Below are 18,061 nucleotides of genomic sequence, written 5' to 3' on the forward strand. Positions count from 1 at the left end.
CTTCTGTCGAGCTGCTACGGAATCAGAATGAACTTCCCCCGCGGGTGCTGTCGACGGAGTTCTTCGTGCGCAGCAGCGACCTGGTCCAGCGGGAACGTCTTGGCGATCGCTACGTTCACGTCGCCTTTCGCCGCTGCGTCCACGAGGGCGAGACGGGCTTCCTTGCGCCGCTTCGCGCTCTCGGGGTTGCCACCGCCCACCGACGGGAAGCCTTCGGACGCAGAACGGTCGAACGCGGCGATCGTCACGATGCGGGTCTTGTCGTTCACCAGCGCAAGAGAGACGTCGACTGCCTCGTCCGTCCCGACCGTGTCGATGGCGACGTCTACACCGTCCGCCGCGAGGGCGCGGACGCGATCGAGCAGTCCGTCGCCGTATTCGACCGGCTCGGCGCCGTAGTCGCGTATCGCATCATGATTGACCGCACGAGCTGTGCCGATCACACGGGCCCCGCGCGCCTTCGCCAGCTGCACCACGAGCGACCCCACGCCGCCCGCAGCTCCATGGACCAGAACCGTGTCACCCTCGGAAACCTTCGCGACTTCCAGTGTGTCGTATGCAGTTCCAGCCACCGACAGGAAACCTGCCGCCTCTTCCCAACTCAGATTGCTCGGCTTCGGCACCACCACGTCACCCGGTACGAGCAACTGCTCAGCGTAGGAACCGGATATTCCGGTCACGATGACCTCGTCGCCGACCGTGATCGCACCCGCGGGACCGACGGCGCCCGCTCCGACCGCCGTGACGATGCCGGAGGCCTCGCTGCCCAGGTGTTTCGGCAGCGTCGACTCGTCCGAGCCGAACTCGCCGCTGTACAGCTTGTAGTCGAACGGGTTGACGCCGATGGCCTTGATGTCCACCAGAACCTGACCAGCCGCCGGCTTCGCGACAACCTCGTCGACGATCTCAAGAACCTCCGGGCCACCGAATCCCGTTGCCACCGCTACTCGTGTCATGTTCGGTTTCAACTTTCCTTCGACGTCACTTGTTCCCGTGCCACTTCTGCGCCACGTCCGGGTGCGCCCGCGTTCGTGACTTCCACGCGTTCTCGCCGTACGTCGAGAAGATAGGGTTGTCCGGATCGGTCGCCACACCTCGCCGGGGGAACTCGGCCGGGAGATCGATGATCGGCACGATAGCGTCGAGGGCCGGGTTGAGGAAGTAGGGAACGGAGATGCGATCGACACCGGGACGGGGAGCCAACACCCGGTGGCGCGTCGCGCGGAGATACCCGCCCGTCGCCACCTCCAGCAACTCTCCGATGTTGACGATGAACGCGCCGGGCAGCGGCGGAGCGTCGATCCACTCGCCGTTCTCCGATTCGACCTGCAGTCCTTCGGAGTCGGGCGCCACCAGAAGCAACGTCAAGACACCCGAATCCTTGTGCGCTCCAACGCCTTGCGGATTGTCGCCGCTTCCTGGATAGCGGACGACCTTGATCAAGGTGGCCGGCTTGTCCTCGAAAGCGGCGTCGAACGTGTTCTCGGGCGCGCCGAGCGAAACGGCCCAGTGACGCAGCAGCCGCAACCCGACCGCGGACAGCGTGCGGTCCCATTCCTCGAAAGTCGACCGCAAAGACGGCATTGCGGACGGCCATTGGTTGGGGCCCTGCAGGTTCCAGTATCCCTCGGCTCCGTCCACCACCGGGCGCTCAGGACCGATGTCGATCTGCTCGCGCCAGTCGACGGCTCCGTTGGTGAGTTCCCCGCCGAGCCTGGTGTAGCCGCGGAACTGCGGCGAATTCAACAGGCTGATCTCGTTTTTCGCGCCCTGCGGCAACGCGAAGAACTCACGTGCACAGCTCAGGACTTCGTCGATCTGCTCGTCGGGCACACCGTGACCGACGAGGTAGAAGAATCCGAACTCGTGCGTGGCCTCGCGCAGCTCGGACCGAAATCCGCCGGGGTCGGATTCCGCGCGACGCAGATCGAGGACAGGCAACGTCGTCACAGCAACGGCAGCTTCTCGCCCGCCTCGACCGCCACCGGCAACCGGTTCTCGGGTGGTGCGACCGGGCAGGTCGCGTAATCGGTCAGTGCGCACGGCAGATTGGATGCGCGGTTGAAGTCCAGGATCACCCGGCCGTCCGCATCGGGTGCGTCGACCGCCAACGACCGGCACGCGCGATACGTGCTCACGCCCGATGTCTCGTCCGTGAAGAGGATGTGAAAGCCCGACACCTTGCCCCTGAATGCGACGAGTTGCTGTGGCGCACCGCCGAGTTCGAAGTCGATGACACCGAGCCCGGCGTGATGATGTTCCAGACCCTCGACGACGGCGCCGGTCGTGACCGTCCGTTCGGTGTCGTACGGGGTGAACGTTCCGGAGACGACCCACGACGCGGACGGCTCGAATGTCGGTATGCCACCGAACGATTGCAGTGTCGGAGCTTTCGGATCGTGCACGCGCAGAGCGACGGAGCCGGTGCGGCGGATTGCCTCGATGCGGCGGTCACCGGCCGCGATGATCAGACCGGGAGCGCCCTCGATCGGGCGGAGAGTCGCCGTCCCGTCGATCACCACGCCGTCGACGCTCAGCCCGTCGATCGTGTCGGCCGTGACGTACAGGCCGTCGTCGTCGGCCCGCCACAGACCGGGGAGGTCGTCCACGGCGGACGGTGTGTCGGTGAGCCAGAACAGTCCGGTCAGGGCAACCCAGCCGAGAGGGTCGACGAAGTAGGCCTCCCGCTCGGCGTGCCAGGTCTGCCAGTCCTGCTCGAACGATGTTGTTGCAGTGGTCATGATGCACGTACTCCTTCGATTCGATCGTACGGGTGCTTCAACCCGAGGTGCTCTCGCAAGGTGCTTCCGGTGTACTCGGTGCGGAAGCTGCCTCGCTCCTGCAATTCCGGCACCACGGTGTCGACGAACTCGTCGAGGCCACCCGGTGTGATGTGCGGGACCAGGATGAAACCGTCGCAGGCGTCTTCCTGGACATAGCGGTCGATCTCGTCGGCCACGTGCGACGCCGTCCCGACGAACTGCTGGCGCGACGTCACCTCGATGATCAGTTCACGGATGCTGAGGTTGTCGGCCTCTGCCCGCTCTCGCCACGCCTTGGCAACGTCCCGAGGATCGGCGTGGCGCGCCTTGCCGCGCGTGATGTTCGCGTCGCCCGTCGGCTCGACGTCCGGCAGGGGCCCGTCGGGGTCGTACCCGGACAGATCCCGCCCCCAGGTCTGCTCGAGGAACGAGATGGCGGTCTTCCCGGAGACCTGCTGCCGGCGAATGTGCTGCGCCTTCTCTTCGGCGTCTCGAGCGCTGTCGCCGAGCACGAACGTCGCTGCCGGCAGCACTTTGAGGTCCGCATGCTCACGCCCGTACTTCGCCAAACGACCCTTGACGTCGGAGTAGAACTTCTTCCCGGCCTCGATGCTGCCGTGGAGAGTGAAGATGGCGTCGGCCTTCGCTGCGCCGAACTCGCGACCGTCACTCGAATCGCCCGCCTGCAGCAACACCGGGTGGCCCTGCGGGCTGCGCGGCAACCCGAACTGCCCGCGAACGTCGAACTGCGACGTCTTCGCTTCCACCACCGGAGGTTCCGCACCGAAGACACCGTGCTCGCGATCGACGACCAATCCGTTCGACTGCCAACTGTCCCAGAACTGTCGCGCAGTATCGATCAGTTCGCCTGCCCGTACGTACCGGTCGCTGTAAGGCAGGTACCCACCGCGGCGGAAGTTCTCACCGGTGAACGCATCCGACGACGTGACCATGTTCCACGCTGCGCGACCGTCCGAGAGGTGGTCGAGGGAACTGAACTGTCTGGCCAGCTCGTACGGTTCGTTGAACGTAGTGTTGATGGTGCCGGCCAGCCCCAGATGTGTTGTGACAGCGGCCAACGCGTTCAGGACCGTCAGTGTGTCCGGCCGACCGACGACGTCGAGATCGTGGATCCTGCCGCGGTGCTCGCGCAGGCGCAGTCCCTCCGCCAGAAAGAAGAAGTCGAACAATCCCCGCTCGGCCGTGCGGGCAAGGTGCTCGAACGAGGAGAAGTCGATCTGGCTCTTCGAGGCCGGATCGCTCCACACGGTCGTGTTGTTCACACCCGGAAAGTGGGCCGCGAGATGTATCTGTTTGCGAGACATGGTCAATCCTCAGATCGCGTACTGGTTGACGGGCCTGGCGAGGCCGAGATGGTCACGAAGCGTTCCCGGCCGGGTCCGGCCGGGAGAGAGCGAGACCAGCGAGGACAGCGTGAGTGGCCGGACGGTCACCCCGTCGGCCACCGAGATGTCGACCGACGCGACGAGTTCGGTCAGCGCGGCAGCATGACCGACGAAGGAGACGGTGTCCGTCGAGAACGTCTCTCCCGCCCAGGTTTCGAGCTGTTCGAGGTCACCGGACGCGTCGTCGCCGACCAGCGCATCGATGTCGAGCAGGATGCGTACGTTCTGCGGGTCGCGGCCCGAGGCCACCACGCCGCGACGAATACGAGCCGTCACCACTGCCGCATCCTCGACCGTCGCGGCCCGGATGCGAACGATATCGGCGCGTGCGGCCGCGAACGCCGCAGACTCCGGAGTGTTCACACGCACCGCGCTCGGCGGCTGTCCCTGAGGGGACCGCGGTGTGATCGACGGGCCCTTCACCGAGAAGAACTCGCCCTCGAAGTCGATGTAGTGCAGCTTGTCTCGATCGATGAACCGGTTCGTCGACTCGTCTCTGATCTCGGCATCGTCCTCCCAGCTGTCCCACAGTCGAGTGACGACCTCGGTTGCCTCCCCTGCCTCGCGCCACAAGGAGTCGGCGTCCTGCAGGCCCTTCCGACCGACCAGCGCCGCCTCCGCGGCACCCTCGGACACCTCCACCTGCCACCCGGCGCGGCCGAGCGAGGCAATATCGACGCTCGCAATGGCTTTCGACACATGGAACGGCTCGGTGTGCGTCACGGTGACCGCCGGAACCAATCCCAGAACCGACGTCGACGGGGCCACCCGTGCAGCGATCGCCACGGCGTCGAGCGAACGCGCACCGAACGAGTCGGGGACGAACAGCAAGTCTGCGCCGGCAGCTTCGGCAGCTCGCGCGGCGTCCACCCAGTAGCGGCCACCGAACAACTCTTCGGCCCGGCTGTCGGGCCGGCGCCAGGCCTGCGGGTGCGCTCCCGCGCCCACCAACTCGACGGCAAGGGTGCTCATGACAGAACTCCTGTTCCCGGAACCGCATCGCGCAGTTCCTTGGTGTACTCGTGCTGTGGGTTGTCGAAAATCTCTTCTGCAGAGCCGGTTTCGACGACCTGCCCACCGCGCATCACCAGTACTCGATCGCTGATCTGGCGAACAACCGCCAAGTCGTGGGAGATGAACAGGTAGCTCAGGTTCAGCTGGTCCTGCAGCCGCGCGAGCAGGTCGAGAATCTGAGCTTGCACCGAGACGTCCAGCGCGGACACCGGCTCGTCGAGAACGAGCAGCTCGGGATGGAGAGCGAGCGCCCGTGCGATCGCCACACGTTGGCGTTGTCCACCGGACAGGTGCGCGGGCCGACGCTCGAGATAATCGGGGGTCAATGCGACCTGATCGAGCAGTTCCGCCACTCGGTCGAGACGGTTCGAGCGGGTACCCAATCCGAAGGCGGCCAACGGCTCCGCCACGATGTCCTTCACTCGCAGCGACGGATCGAGCGACGCGTACGGGTTCTGATACACGATCTGGAAGCGCCGACGCAGCGCTCGCAATCTTGTGCCGCGCACGTCGGTGATGTCGTCACCGTCGAAATGGATCGCGCCGGCCGAGGCGTCTTCGAGTCTGAGCGCGATGCGCGCAGTCGTCGACTTTCCCGACCCGCTCTCGCCGACGATGGAGACGGTGCGGCCGCGCTCGACGTCGAAGGAGACGTCGTCGACCGCCTGCAGGCGGTGGCCCCGCCCGATCGCGAAGGTCTTGGAGACGTTGAGGAGCGAGAGCAGGGTGGACGGGGGTTGCGAACCGGATCCGGCGTCGTCCGTCCGGTCTGCCCGCGGTACCCGCACCGACGTCAAGCTCGGCGCCGCCGCGATCAGCTTTCTGGTGTAGTCGGCGCTGGGATTGTCGAGAACGTCGCGCGCGGTGCCTATTTCGACGATCTCACCGTTCTGCATGACCGCGATTCGGTCGGCGCGGTCCGCTGCGACCCCGAGGTCGTGCGTGATCAACAAGACCGAGGTGCCGTGCTCGGACGTCCGGGCGGCGAGGTGGTCGAGAATGCGACGTTGCACGGTCACGTCCAGCGCGCTGGTCGGCTCGTCGGCAATCACCAGTTCCGGCCGGCACGCGAGCGCGATGCCGATGAGCACGCGCTGGCGTTGCCCTCCGGACAGATCCTGCGGATACTGGCGCGCCCGCAACTCGGGGTTGTCGATGCCCGCCTCGTCGAGGATGCGCACGGCTTCGGTTGCGGCCGTGCGACGGTCGGCCAGACCGTGAATACGCAGGACCTCGGCCACCTGCTCGCCGACGCGCTTGACGGGGTTGAGGGAGGTGGTGGGGTCCTGCGGGACGAGACCGAGGTGGGCTCCGCGGAGCTTCTCGAACCGGCGGTGGTTCGCGTTGTCGATACGCTCACCGTCGAACGTCACCGTGCCACCGGTGATCGCACCGGAGCCGGCCAGCAGACCGATGATCGCTTGTGCGGTCGTCGATTTGCCCGAGCCGGACTCGCCCACGAGAGCGAGCACTTCACCGCGTGCGATCTCGAAGTCGACTCCGCGCACCGCTTCGGTCATACCGTAGGAGACCTTCAGGCCGTCCACGGAGAGCAGAGCGCTCATGCGCGATCACCCCGATCGAGCGCGTGCCCGACGCGGTGCGCTGCCAACACCACCACGACGATCACGAGTCCGGGAAGCGTCGTGAGCCACCAGGACGTGGCCAGAAAGTTGCGACCCTCGGATACCAGCGATCCCCATTCCGGCGTCGGCGGAACTGCGCCGAATCCGAGGAAGCTGAGCGAGGAGACGAACAGCACCGCCATACCGAACTGCACCGCGGCCAAGGCGATCACGGGCGGATAGGCGTTGCGCAGAATGTGGTTCCACAGCACCGTGTGCCACCGCGACCCCGATGCGAACGCCGCCTCGACGTACAACGACCGACGAACACGCAGTACCTCGGACCGCATGACGCGGGCGAAACTCGCGATGAGCGTGACACCGACCGCGATCGCCACGTTCACGGTGCCGAATCCCAATACGGTGACCAGGGCCAGCGCCAACAGCAACGCCGGAATCGACAGCAGAACGTCGACGAGACGCATCAGTACCGAATCGACGAAACCGCCCACGGCGCCGCTCAGGAGGCCGAGAACGGTGCCGGCGACCAACGCGATGGCGACCGCCAACAGGGTTGCGCTGAGCGACAGTCCGGCTCCGTGGACCACTCGGGTGTAGACGTCGCGGCCGATGTTGTCGGTCCCGAACCAGTGGGCGGCACTCGGGCCCTGGAGCTTGTCCGCCGGCGCGGCGCGCAGTGGGTCACCGCTCGCGAACACGGACGGCGCGACAGCGAATCCGAGCGCGACGATCAGCACGATCACCGACACTGCGACGCCCACCGTGCCTGTCACTCGGCGCAGTGATCCCCGCCGGCGGCGTGGGGTCGGTTCGGGCGCAGTGCCCACGGGCAGCTTGTCGAGAACCAGGACGTCAGACATGTGCGGCCTCCTTGCTCTTCTCGGTCTTGCTGCTGCGCTGCACTATTCGAGGATCGATCAGCGGGTAGACGACGTCCACCGCAAGCATGACGAGCACGAAGACCAGCGATGTCATCACCACGATGCCCTGCACCACGGGTATGTCCTGCGCCAGAACCGAGGTCTGCGTGAGTCGCCCGACACCGGCACGGGAGAACACGGTTTCGACGACCACCGACCCGGCCAGCAGTTCACCGACGAGCACGCCGGCGATCGTGAAGGCCGGGACGCTCGCCAACCGGAGCACGTGGCGCGTCTGAACTCGCCAGCGCGACGCCCCTTTCGCCTCCGCGGCAGCGGTGAACGGTTGGCGCCACGTGGTGGTCAAGCTGGTGGAGAGCACCTGGGCGATGACCGCTCCGGTCGGCACCGCAAGGGTGATCGCCGGAAGAACCAACGAACCGAACCCGCGATCGCCGAATGCGGGGAAGATCGGCAGTCCGAAGGAGAATGCCTGCAGCAGAAGCAGACCCACCCAGAAGGTCGGCACCGCCACTCCGAGGGGAGGCAACGACAACAGGGCCGTGCGCAACCACCGCGCACGGGTGTACGTCGCGACGAACGCGAGGCCTCCGCCGAAGACCACAGCAAGCACCAGCGCGAAGCCGGCCAGGGCCAGTGTGCTCGGCACTGCATCGAGGATGGCGGTGGTCACCGGTTGACCGGTGGAGATGGATGTTCCGAAGTCACCTCGGACCGCGTTGGTGAGCGACGTCCAATACTGCTCGAGTACCGGCTTGTCCAGGCCGTAGCGGGCCTGGAGTTCGGCGACCGCCGCCGCGTCGACCGGCGTGCCACTGCCGCCGCCGGAGTCGACGGCAATGCTGACCGGATCGGACGGAAGCAGGAACAGCACCACGAAGGAGATCGAGAAGGCCGCCCACAACACGCCGACTGCCTGCAGCACACGCAATCCGAGGTAGCGCAGCATGTCAGCTCCTACTCAGCCAGGTGTCGAAGAACTGCAGTCGGGCCGAGGCATCGAACCGCTGATCCTGCACCGCCGCACTGGCACCGACCGCCTGGGACAGCTCCACCGTCGGAATCCACAACCCGTTGTCGAGTACCTGCTGCTGAGCATCCGCCAGGATCTCACCGCGCTGGGTGGTGTCGGTGGTGCGCAACTGATCGGTCAGAGACGCGTCGAGATCGGCAATCGGGCCGCGCTGGTTCAGGTTCCGTCCGTCGACGGCGAACGACGTACGCAGGATGTCGCCGTCGGCGCGGGTGCTGTTGTAGTACGTGGCCTCGAAGTCACCGGCGTTCTGCCGGGCGATCGAATCGGGAACCGACGTCAGATCCAGCTGTGCATCGACCCCCACGTCACGCAGCTGCTGCTGGAGCAGTTCGAGAATCGCTTGGTTACCGGCGAAGACGGCGCTGAAGAGAATCTTGAAACTCAGCTTCTGCCCGGCCTTCTCGCGTATTCCGTCGGCGCCGGGATCCCACCCGGCGGCATCGAGGATCGACTTCGCCTTCTCGGGATCGAACGTCACGTCCGGAAGCGAGACGTAGGCCGGCGTCTTGCTCGCGAGTGTGCTCGTGGCCGGCTTGAAGTCGGGTCCGAGGACCGTGTCGACCAGCTGCTGCCGGTCGATCGCCGGCACGAGAGCCTTGCGCACCTCGGGGTCCGCGAGCACACCGCGTGAGACGTTGGGCTGAATTCCGAAGGGGGTGCCGGGGTTCGATGTCGTGAGGACGCGACCACCGGTTGCCTCGATGGTGGGCGCGTCCTGTGGCAGCGCGTCGCTGACGGCGTCGAGCTGGCCCGAGGACAGACTGCCGGTGCGAACACCGGATTCCGGCACCACCGTGAATTCGATCCCGTCGAGGTACGCCTCACCTGTATGTCCGAAAGCCTCTGAACCCCACAAGTATCCGGCTCGTTTGGCCAGCGTCACCGACCGGTCTTGCTGGTAGTCGGTGTAGGTGAACGGGCCGCTGCCGATGTTGCCGCCTTGGCACCGCACCTCGGGCGTCTGAGACGTGGTGGCGTCGGCCTGCAATCCGAGCTGCGACGTCGCGGACGCCTGCAAGAACTGCGCGTTGGGCGAGGAGAACGTGACCTGCGCCGTCTGCGGATCGACGACGGTGGTTCCGACGTAACCCTGAAGGTAGCTCGCGGCCAACGGAGCCTTGGCCGCGCCGACGGTGTTCACGATGGCGTCGAAGTTGTTCTTCACCGACTGCGCTGTCACCGGCGTTCCGTCGCTGAACGTGACACCGCCCTTGAGCTTGAACGTGAACACCGTTGCATCCGCACCGACCTCCCAGCTGTCCGCGAGCCACGGCACGATCTCGCCCGTGTCGGGATTCTGATCGGTGAGCGAATCGACGATTGCCCTTGTGACATAGATGGTTTGATTGGTTCCTGCCTGAGCGGGGTCCGAGCAGGTCGGCGCCGTCGAGAGCCCGTACTTCAGCGTGCCGCCTGGCTGGGCGGGGCCCGCGTCCGCGCTCTGCGTTCCGCCGGCTCCCCCGCAGGCGGTCAGTACCGTGGTGAGAGCGACGAGGCCGACGAGCGTCTTCAGAGCAGGTCTGTGTGCATGGTGAGTGGGCACCGAGGAATCTCCGTGATCGTGGTACGAGAAAGGAACGCGGCGGAGATCCGCGCGCGTGTCAGAAGAGGAGTGACCGGAGCGTCAGCTGCGACAGGTCGATGCCGACAGTCGACCGAAATCGACATGGCGACGGGCCCAGGTGTTGGTGCCGGACCCTGAGATGCAGTTCATGGTGCCTCCATCGGTCTTGGCGGTAGCACCCTCACCCGCACGCGCGGGGGGTTGCTGCGACGTCGACGAGCCAAGTCTCTCGGTCGCTCTGGATGGTGAGTCTTCATAGTATGCCGCCCCGGCGGGCGGCGCAAAACCGAAGGATCAGACGTGGTTTCGGCGAGTCAAGGGTCGGTCCAGGCCCAGGTGCTCACGCAGCGTGGAACCCTCGTACGACGTCCGGTAGGCACCGCGTTCCTGCAGTTCCGGCACCAACCAGTCGACGATCTCGTCGAGCCCGCCAGGGACGATGTACGGGGAGATGTTGAACCCGTGGCTCGCTCCGCCGCGGACCCAGCACACGAGCTCGTCGGCCACTTGGCCTGGTGTGCCGGCGAACCCGCTGCGCGACGTGGTCTCGATGACCACCTCCCTGAGCGACAGATTCTTGGCCTCCGCGAGTGCGCGCCATTCCCGCGCCACCTCGATCGGGTCGTTTCCGTCGCGGAACGCGCCCCGAGTCCCCGAGATCGCCTGTGGAACCGGATCTTCGACCGGAAGTGGGCCGTCCGGGTCGAGATACGACAGATCCTTGCCCCACACCAGCGCGGCCAAGGAGAGCGCGGTAGGACCGGTGTACTGGCCGTCCATGACCCAGCGCACCTTTTCCTCGACCTCGGATGCGTTCTCGGCCAACACGATCTGTGTCGACGGGAGCACCTTGATGTCCTCTTCGGGCCGACCTTGTGCCGCGAGCCTCGCCCTGATGTCGTCAGCGAATTCCAGTGCGTCGTCGAAATGCGTTCCGTGACGGGAGAAGATCACGTCTGCGTGCTTGGCAGCGAAGTCACGCCCTTGACCGGAATCACCGGCCTGGAAGATGACCGGATGTTCCTGTGGACTGGACGGAAGCGTCGCCGTGGCGGTGATGTCGAACTGTGGCGAGGTGTGGCGAACAGTGGCGCCGTTCGAATCCCAGAGTGCACGAGCAACATCGAGGAACTCGCCGGCCCGCTCGTACCGCAGCGCATGGTCGAGGAAGCCGCCGCGACGGAAGTTCTCACCGGTCCACGCGTTGTCGGTGGTCACGACGTTCCACCCCGCCCTGCCGCCGGACAGCACGTCGAGACCGGAGAGCCGACGAGCGAGATCGGCAGGTTCGTTGTAGGTGGTGTTCTGGGTCGCGACCAGTCCGATCTTGCGAGTGATACCCGCCAGCGCAGCCAATTGTGTGATCGCGTCGGGACGACCCGCGATGTCGAGATCGAGGATCTTCCCGTCCTGTTCCCGTAGCCGCAGTCCTTCACCAAGAAAGAATGCGTCGAACAATCCGCGTTCGGCGGTCTGGGTGATACGGCGGAACGTCTCGAAGTCGATCTGCGAGCCCGAGGCAGGATCCGACCAGATCGTGGTGTGGTTGACGCCCTGCATGAAGACACCGAAGTGGACGTGGGCGTCGGGGAACCTGTGAGGAGCGGAGTCTGCGGAACGACCGGTGTCGATGCTCATGACGCAGCTCCGAATCGGTTTGCGGGACGGGTCAATCCGAGCGACTGCCGAAGCGAGGTACCCGGTACCGGCCGATGGGCGATGCCACGTTCGAAGAGCGGTGGGAGGACGTACCGAGCGAGTGCACGCAGGTCGCGGTCCAGGTCGGTGGGCCGGAGCCGGACTCCGTCGACCTCGTCCGCAAGAGCGACGAGCCGATCGAGAAGCGAGGCCGCGGAGGCTTTGTCGACGAGGTCGACGGTGATCTCCTCTACCAGGAGAGCATCGACGGTCGGTCTGGTTCCGGACACGAGCACGACGTCGACCTGATCGGGATCCACTTCACCGTCCCGCCCGAACACCACCAGTTGCCCCTGCGGAGGTCGAGGCACGATCGACGGCCCCTTCACGGTGTACGACTCCCCCACGAAATCGATGTAGTGGAGTTTGCTCGCGTCGAGGAACCGACCGGTGGCGACGTTGCGGACCACAGCGTCATCCTCCCACGAGTCCCACAGATCCCGCACCACGGTGATCGAGTCACGCTGTTCGCGATAGAGATCCGAGCCCTCGACCACCGGCTTGCCCAGCGCCTCGGCGGCCAGAGGGTGCGAGCGTTCCGCGATCCACCCTCCGCGCCCGCGTGAGGCGTAGTCCAGCGATGCCAGCTGCGAGGAAATGTGGAACGGCTCCGAATACGTGGTCCCGGCAACCGGAACGAGTCCGATCGTGCTCGTGGTTGCGGCGACGAATGCCGCGCGGGTGATGGCATCCACCCTCTCGAAACCCTCGTGAACCGGAGAATCCTCGAACGTCACGAACGTAAATCCTGCGTTCTCGGCACCGACGACACGGGAGGTGAGAACGTCGCCGGCGACGGTGTCCTTCGGGTCGACGTCGATTCCGACGGCGAAACTGTCGGTGGCAGAGGTCATTACACAGCTCCAATGGTCTTCTCGAAGGCACGGGGCACGCCCTCGATCGGTTCGGTCCGAGGATCGAACAACGGTGTGTAGCCGGCCGCGACGTACAGGCCGACGGCTTCGGGCTGGCGCCATCCGGTCGTGAGGTAGATCCGCGAATACCCCCGAGCCCCGATCTCGGCTTCGAGTTCGGTCAGAACGCGGCGTGCAAGACCTCGTCGTCGGTGCCGCGCCGAGGTCCAAATTCTCTTCAGCTCGGCGGTTCTGCTGTCGTACCGTCGAAACGCCCCACCGGCAACGGATTCACCGTCCTGAAGGATCATGATGAGCCCACCGTGCGGCGGCGCGAATTCTTCGCCGGGATAGGCCGACAGTTCCTCGAACAGCTCGTCCGGAGTGCCGCCGTACCGGCTGCTGTACTCGACCGCCAGTTCGGCGAGCAGGGGCCGCGCGCGCAGATCGGCTTGATCCACGTGCGCGACCGTGAGCTGCGGTGCAGTCATGCTGAGCTTCAACGCCGGGTTCAGGCCGACCATTCCCATACGACTTCCCCTAGGACTTCTTCGGCAGCCCGACCGGGTTGATCTCCGACGTCGTCACGGCCTCGCTGCTCAGGCCCCACTTCTCCAGCACCTTCTGGTAGGTGCCGTTCTCGATGGTGTGGTTGATGGCGTCGTTGAATGCCTTGACCAGACCGTTGTCCTTCTTCACCAGAACGGCAATCTCACCCTGAAGAGCGTCACCCGCTCCGGAGAACGTGCCGATGATCTTGGACTCACCGGTACTCGACGAGTGGTACTGCGCCGACGGGTTGGGTCCGAGGTAACCGTCGATGCGCTTCGACGACAGCGCAAGATAGTAATCCGCGGAGTTCTGGTAGTAGACGATCTCTGCCGGTGCAATTCCTTCGGCAGCGTTCTGTGCGTTCCAGTCGACCAGCAGCTGCTCCTGGTTCGTTCCGGACGAGACGCCGATCTTCTTTCCGGCGATGTCCTTTCGATCCGTGAATGTCCAGCTCGAGTCGGTGGGGACCTCCAGAGCCAGGTTGTCCAGGCGGTAGGTCGCGAAGTCGTACTTCTCCTTGCGTTCCTCGGTCACCGTCACGTTGGAGATGAACGCGTCGTTCTCGCCGGAGTCGATCTTGACGAAGTTCTGCGCCCAGTCCGCGGTCTGTCGGTCCACCTTCAGCCCGAGCACGTCGGCGAACAGGTTGGCCAGATCGATCTCCGATCCGATGACCGTCGTGTCATCCGTCGCGTAGAAGCCCAGGGGCGGAACCGATCCCGCCGTACCGGTCACGACGATGGTTCCCCGGTCCCTGATGGCCTGCGGCACTTCGGCGGCAATCGCGTCGACCTTCTCGGTGTGGATACGCCCGCTCTGCTCGGGCGAAAGATCGTAGGACACACCCTCGTTCGAGACGACGGTGCTCTCCGCCGAGGGGTCACTGCATCCGGTGGCGACGAGCGCGAGGACGGCAGCAGCGGACAGGACCGACGCGAGGCGCCGGGACGATGAAGACATGGTTCTACTTTCGTTTCTGTGTTGCGGGAGAGGAGGAATCAGAGAACGTGCGACAGGAAAGACCTGGTCCGCTCGTTCTCGGGGTTGTCGAATACGGCTGAAGGAGAACCTTGTTCGACCACGACGCCGCCGTCCATGAAGACCACGGTGTCGGCGACCTCGCGTGCGAAGCCCACCTCGTGCGTGACGATGATCAGCGTCGCGCCATCGCGAGCGAGACTGCGAATCACTTCGAGGACCTCACCGACCAACTCGGGATCGAGCGCCGAGGTCGGTTCGTCGAACAGGATGACTTTGGGCCGCAGCGCGAGTGCACGTGCGATGGCAACGCGCTGCTGCTGTCCGCCGGACAGTCTGCGCGGGTAGTCGTGCGCCTTGTCGCCGACGCCGACGCGCTTCAGCAACTCGAGGGCTTCCGGCTCGACCTCGGACCGACGTCGCTTCTGAGCCGACAGCGGAGCTTCGACGACGTTTTCGAGAACAGTCAGATGCGGGAACAGATTGAAGTTCTGGAACACGAATCCGATCTGCGAACGTTGGCGCAGAATGTCTTTCGGCTTCAGCTCGTGGAGCCTGTTTCCCTTGCGCCGGTAGCCGACCAGTTCGCCGTCGACCCGAATGGAGCCGGCGTCGATCTTCTCGAGGTGGTTCAGCGTGCGCAGAAGCGTCGACTTGCCCGAACCCGACGGACCGAGGATGGCGGTCACCTCGCCGGGGCGGACGGTGAGGTCCACGCCCTTCAGCACCTCGAGTGGGCCGTAGGACTTGTGCACTCCCCTGGCCTCGACGGCAAATCTGGAGTGTTCCAACTCGATTGTCATCGGGTCGCTCCGCGCGGTGAGAGCGGAACTCCCGCAAGTTGCCTGCGCAGCTTCTGAATCGGCGTCAGTGGCACGGTGCGCAGTGCGCCCTTGGCGTAGTGGCGCTCGACGTAGAACTGCACGACCGACAGGATCGAAGTCAAGATGACGTACCAGACCGTCGCGACCATGAGCATCGGCACGACGCGTCCACTGCGGCCGTAGATGACCTGCACTTGATAGAACAACTCGGCGATGGCCATTACCGACACGATCGAGGTGCCCTTGAACAAGCTGATGACCTCGTTGGCGGCATTCGGCAGAATACCCCGCATTGCCTGCGGCAGAACGATCTTGAAGAACTCACGCCGCTTCGGGATGCCCAGTGCGGCGGCCGCCTCGAGCTGACCCTGGTCGACCGAGATGATGCCGGCGCGAACGATCTCGGCGGAGTACGCGGCCTGATGCAGGGCAAGGCCGATGATCGCCGCCGTCGAGCCGCTGATCACGCTGTTGACGTCGAACGCGAAGAACGACGGCCCGAAGGGAATTCCCAGCGACAGCGTCTGATAGAGGTACCCGATGTTGAACCAGAAGAGCAGTTGCACGATCAGCGGAATCGATCGGAATGCCCAAATGTAGAACCAGGAAATGATCTGTAGCACCGGGTTCTGGGACAGCCGGGCAGCGGCGAGGGCGATCCCCAACGCGAAGCCGATCAACGTTCCCCAGAACGTCAGCTGAATCGTCAACCACAGCGCGGCGACGACGGACTTGGCCGTGAAGTACTGGGCAAATGTGCCCCAGTCCCAGCCGGCGTTGGTGGCGAGTCCATGGACAAATTGCGCAACCAGCACCAGTGCGGCGATGGATGTCACCCATCGCCACGGGTGCCACGTTCTGGCGACGATCAAGTTCTCGCCGTCGGCCGGGTCCGCCTTCTCGGCAGCCGGGCGCGCGTCGGTAGTGGTCACTTCGGTTCTCTCCCATCGGTCCTGGCGGTAGCACCCGCACGTGCTCGGCACGGGGTTGCTGCGACGTCGACGAGCCAGGTCTCTCGGTCGCTCTGGATGGCTAGGCAAAACCTACGCGCAGTGTCGATCCGGGTCGACAGTTCGAATCAGCGTGATTGGAAGGGCGTGGTGATTCCTCGCGAATCGAGAATGGGACGCACGCCCTCCGCGAAGTGATACGCCTCTTCGAGGTGTGGATAACCGGACAGGATGAACTCGTCGAAACCGCAATCATGATATTCGGCAATCACATTCGCGACTTCCCTGTGCGACCCGACCAGAGCTGTACCCGCTCCACCGCGAACCAGACCGACCCCGGCCCACAGGTTCGGATAGATCTCGAGGGAGTCCTTCGACCCGCCGTGCAGCGCAGCCATTCTCCGCTGCCCCTCCGACTGGGACGACGAATGCAACAGGTGGGCATCGGCGACTTGCTCGTCCGGCAGCGCGTCGAGCAGTCGCTGCGCCACCGCCCATGCCTCCTCTGAGGTGTCGCGGCTGATGGTATGCAGACGAATGCCGTAGGTGAGCTTGCGGCCCTCCTCGTCCGCAAGCGCCTGCACGCGTTCGATCTTCGCGCGTGCGTCAGCCGGAGGCTCACCCCACGTCAGGTACGTCTGCACTCTCTTGGCCGCCACCGCCAGAGCAGGATCGGACGAGCCGCCGAACCAGAACTCGGGCAACGGGTCGGGAGGCTCGGACACTCGCGCATCCGCGACCCGGAAGAACTCGCCGTCGTGGTCGACAGGTCCCTCGGTCCAGATTCGACGCACGAGATCGAGAAACTCGTCCGTGCGGGCGTAACGGCGATCGTGGTCGTTCCAATCACCGAACCGCCGCTGCTCGGCGTCGTCACCGCCGGTGACGACATTCAACAGCAGCCGGCCCTCGGAAAAGCGTTGCAGGGTTGCCGCCTGCTGTGCGGCCAACGTGGGGGGCGTCAGGCCCGGGCGGAACGCGACGAGGAATTTCAGGCGCCGGGTGCTGTGGAGCAGCGCAGCGGTGGTGAGCCACGCGTCCTCGCACCACGTTCCGGTCGGAGTCAGAACCCCTTCGTACCCGAGCCGGTCGGCTGCCTGCGCAACTTCGGTCAGGTAGCGCAGCGTGGGCCGTCGAAAACCGGCAGGTTCTGCCTTCTGCGCGGAGGCATGAGAAGAGCCGACGATGGACCGACCGTCACCGGCCGTCGGGAGGAACCAGAAGATGCGTGCGGTCACGGGTAGCTCCAGTGGGGGTCTATGGGGAAATCGGCGGTGTGCGAACCAGTGTGAGCACGGATCGTTTGCGCAGCACGAACCCCAGCGATTCGTACATCGCGATGGCGGAGTAGTTGTCCGCACGCGCGTGCAGAAACGGCACCTCGCCGCGCTCGCGGATTCCGTGTCCGACCGCCCGCACCAATCGTGCGCTCAGTCCTCGGCGGCGGTAGTCGGGATCGGTGCAGACCGCGCTGATCTCGGTCCACCCCTGCGGATGCATCCGCTCTCCGGCCAGCGCGACCAGTGCACCCGCGTCGAAAAGTCCGAGATACGTGCCCATCTCGATCGTCCGCGTCCGAAACGGACCGGGTTGGGTTCGTTCCACGAGATCCAGGATCGCCGGGACGTGCTGCGCGCCGAGGACAATGGCCTCCGCATCCGGTTCGACGGCGAGGGCAGATCCGTCCAGTTGCACCGAGCCGAACTCACCGAGCAATTCCCATCCGGCGGGCGGAATGTACGGGCCGCGCAACGCAACCTCGACGCCGGGCCCGATCAGGGCGGCGAGGTCGACGTAGTCCTGCTCGGTCATCTCCGGCGGGTGACCGACGAACCCGGCGACCTCGGTGTCGTAGCGCGCGATCCGCCCCGACCAGGTCGCGAACCGCGCATGGGCTCTGCGCAGCGACGAGCGCACCGGGTCGTCGAGCGGGTGCACGGCAGTCTCCGTCGTCAT

General features: G+C 65.3%; 17 protein-coding genes and 2 riboswitches. All 17 genes read right to left on the reverse strand.

The features are described 5' to 3' along the window. Positions 1-14 precede the first annotated feature (14 nt). Positions 15-956, reverse strand: coding sequence for an NADP-dependent oxidoreductase (locus AC59JP_RS20565; RefSeq protein ID WP_497327690.1), 942 nt, complete (start codon positions 954-956; stop codon positions 15-17). A gap of 25 nt (positions 957-981) precedes the next feature. Then, entirely contained in the window at positions 982-1,950 is a 969-nt protein-coding gene (locus AC59JP_RS20570; RefSeq protein WP_497327691.1) for an isopenicillin N synthase family dioxygenase, read from the reverse strand. Further along, positions 1,947-2,741: a DUF1684 domain-containing protein gene (locus AC59JP_RS20575; RefSeq protein WP_497327692.1), complete on the reverse strand. Its 795-nt coding sequence runs from the start codon at positions 2,739-2,741 to the stop codon at positions 1,947-1,949. Before AC59JP_RS20575 ends, AC59JP_RS20570 begins: the two co-directional genes overlap by 4 nt. After that, a complete protein-coding gene (locus AC59JP_RS20580; RefSeq protein ID WP_497327693.1) occupies positions 2,738-4,093 on the reverse strand; it encodes an NtaA/DmoA family FMN-dependent monooxygenase in 1,356 nt (451 codons plus the stop codon). Before AC59JP_RS20580 ends, AC59JP_RS20575 begins: the two co-directional genes overlap by 4 nt. Before the next feature lie 3 nt (positions 4,094-4,096). Then, positions 4,097-5,140: an LLM class flavin-dependent oxidoreductase gene (locus AC59JP_RS20585; protein WP_497327694.1), complete on the reverse strand. Its 1,044-nt coding sequence runs from the start codon at positions 5,138-5,140 to the stop codon at positions 4,097-4,099. Next, positions 5,137-6,747 carry a dipeptide ABC transporter ATP-binding protein gene (locus AC59JP_RS20590; RefSeq protein ID WP_497327695.1) on the reverse strand — a complete coding sequence of 537 codons (1,611 nt, stop codon included), beginning with the start codon at positions 6,745-6,747 and terminating at the stop codon, positions 5,137-5,139. Before AC59JP_RS20590 ends, AC59JP_RS20585 begins: the two co-directional genes overlap by 4 nt. After that, a complete protein-coding gene (locus AC59JP_RS20595) occupies positions 6,744-7,628 on the reverse strand; it encodes an ABC transporter permease (protein ID WP_497327696.1) in 885 nt (294 codons plus the stop codon). The genes AC59JP_RS20590 and AC59JP_RS20595 overlap by 4 nt, the downstream gene beginning before the upstream one ends. Further along, positions 7,621-8,598, reverse strand: a complete 978-nt coding sequence (locus AC59JP_RS20600) for an ABC transporter permease (protein WP_497327697.1) — start codon at positions 8,596-8,598, stop codon at positions 7,621-7,623. Before AC59JP_RS20600 ends, AC59JP_RS20595 begins: the two co-directional genes overlap by 8 nt. A gap of 1 nt (position 8,599) precedes the next feature. Next, on the reverse strand, positions 8,600-10,228 hold the full coding sequence (locus AC59JP_RS20605) for an ABC transporter substrate-binding protein (protein WP_497327698.1): 1,629 nt from the start codon (positions 10,226-10,228) through the stop codon (positions 8,600-8,602). Between the two features lie 175 nt (positions 10,229-10,403). Then, positions 10,404-10,498, reverse strand: a riboswitch (SAM riboswitch). Positions 10,499-10,543: 45 nt separating this feature from the next. After that, positions 10,544-11,887, reverse strand: coding sequence for an LLM class flavin-dependent oxidoreductase (locus AC59JP_RS20610; RefSeq protein ID WP_497327699.1), 1,344 nt, complete (start codon positions 11,885-11,887; stop codon positions 10,544-10,546). Next, on the reverse strand, positions 11,884-12,801 hold the full coding sequence (locus AC59JP_RS20615; protein WP_497327700.1) for an LLM class flavin-dependent oxidoreductase: 918 nt from the start codon (positions 12,799-12,801) through the stop codon (positions 11,884-11,886). Before AC59JP_RS20615 ends, AC59JP_RS20610 begins: the two co-directional genes overlap by 4 nt. After that, on the reverse strand, positions 12,801-13,292 hold the full coding sequence (locus tag AC59JP_RS20620; protein WP_497327701.1) for a GNAT family N-acetyltransferase: 492 nt from the start codon (positions 13,290-13,292) through the stop codon (positions 12,801-12,803). Before AC59JP_RS20620 ends, AC59JP_RS20615 begins: the two co-directional genes overlap by 1 nt. A 49-nt stretch (positions 13,293-13,341) precedes the next feature. Beyond that, positions 13,342-14,313, reverse strand: a complete 972-nt coding sequence (locus tag AC59JP_RS20625) for an ABC transporter substrate-binding protein (protein WP_497327702.1) — start codon at positions 14,311-14,313, stop codon at positions 13,342-13,344. 38 nt (positions 14,314-14,351) lie between these two features. Then, the gene (locus tag AC59JP_RS20630; protein WP_497327703.1) at positions 14,352-15,134 is read right to left on the reverse strand and encodes an amino acid ABC transporter ATP-binding protein; all 783 of its coding nucleotides are present in this window, start codon (positions 15,132-15,134) and stop codon (positions 14,352-14,354) included. Further along, positions 15,131-16,087 carry an amino acid ABC transporter permease gene (locus tag AC59JP_RS20635; RefSeq protein ID WP_497327704.1) on the reverse strand — a complete coding sequence of 319 codons (957 nt, stop codon included), beginning with the start codon at positions 16,085-16,087 and terminating at the stop codon, positions 15,131-15,133. Before AC59JP_RS20635 ends, AC59JP_RS20630 begins: the two co-directional genes overlap by 4 nt. Before the next feature lie 9 nt (positions 16,088-16,096). Continuing rightward, a riboswitch (SAM riboswitch) is annotated at positions 16,097-16,190 on the reverse strand. A gap of 43 nt (positions 16,191-16,233) precedes the next feature. Continuing rightward, positions 16,234-17,343, reverse strand: coding sequence for an LLM class flavin-dependent oxidoreductase (locus tag AC59JP_RS20640; protein WP_497327705.1), 1,110 nt, complete (start codon positions 17,341-17,343; stop codon positions 16,234-16,236). Between the two features lie 19 nt (positions 17,344-17,362). After that, positions 17,363-18,061: a GNAT family N-acetyltransferase gene (locus AC59JP_RS20645; protein ID WP_497327706.1), complete on the reverse strand. Its 699-nt coding sequence runs from the start codon at positions 18,059-18,061 to the stop codon at positions 17,363-17,365.

The organism is Rhodococcus sp. 320_ES (assembly GCF_059691855.1).

Bases quoted from the DNA above. Each gene is read 5' to 3' on its own strand.
- AC59JP_RS20590 (WP_497327695.1), bottom strand. From the start codon at position 6,747: ATGAGCGCTCTGCTCTCCGTGGACGGCCTGAAGGTCTCCTACGGTATG.
- AC59JP_RS20595 (WP_497327696.1), bottom strand. From the start codon at position 7,628: ATGTCTGACGTCCTGGTTCTCGACAAGCTGCCCGTGGGCACTGCGCCC.
- AC59JP_RS20565 (WP_497327690.1), bottom strand. From the start codon at position 956: ATGACACGAGTAGCGGTGGCAACGGGATTCGGTGGCCCGGAGGTTCTT.
- AC59JP_RS20585 (WP_497327694.1), bottom strand. From the start codon at position 5,140: ATGAGCACCCTTGCCGTCGAGTTGGTGGGCGCGGGAGCGCACCCGCAG.
- AC59JP_RS20575 (WP_497327692.1), bottom strand. From the start codon at position 2,741: ATGACCACTGCAACAACATCGTTCGAGCAGGACTGGCAGACCTGGCAC.
- AC59JP_RS20630 (WP_497327703.1), bottom strand. From the start codon at position 15,134: ATGACAATCGAGTTGGAACACTCCAGATTTGCCGTCGAGGCCAGGGGA.
- AC59JP_RS20610 (WP_497327699.1), bottom strand. From the start codon at position 11,887: ATGAGCATCGACACCGGTCGTTCCGCAGACTCCGCTCCTCACAGGTTC.
- AC59JP_RS20615 (WP_497327700.1), bottom strand. From the start codon at position 12,801: ATGACCTCTGCCACCGACAGTTTCGCCGTCGGAATCGACGTCGACCCG.
- AC59JP_RS20620 (WP_497327701.1), bottom strand. From the start codon at position 13,292: ATGACTGCACCGCAGCTCACGGTCGCGCACGTGGATCAAGCCGATCTG.
- AC59JP_RS20600 (WP_497327697.1), bottom strand. From the start codon at position 8,598: ATGCTGCGCTACCTCGGATTGCGTGTGCTGCAGGCAGTCGGCGTGTTG.
- AC59JP_RS20645 (WP_497327706.1), bottom strand. From the start codon at position 18,061: ATGACGACGGAGACTGCCGTGCACCCGCTCGACGACCCGGTGCGCTCG.
- AC59JP_RS20625 (WP_497327702.1), bottom strand. From the start codon at position 14,313: ATGTCTTCATCGTCCCGGCGCCTCGCGTCGGTCCTGTCCGCTGCTGCC.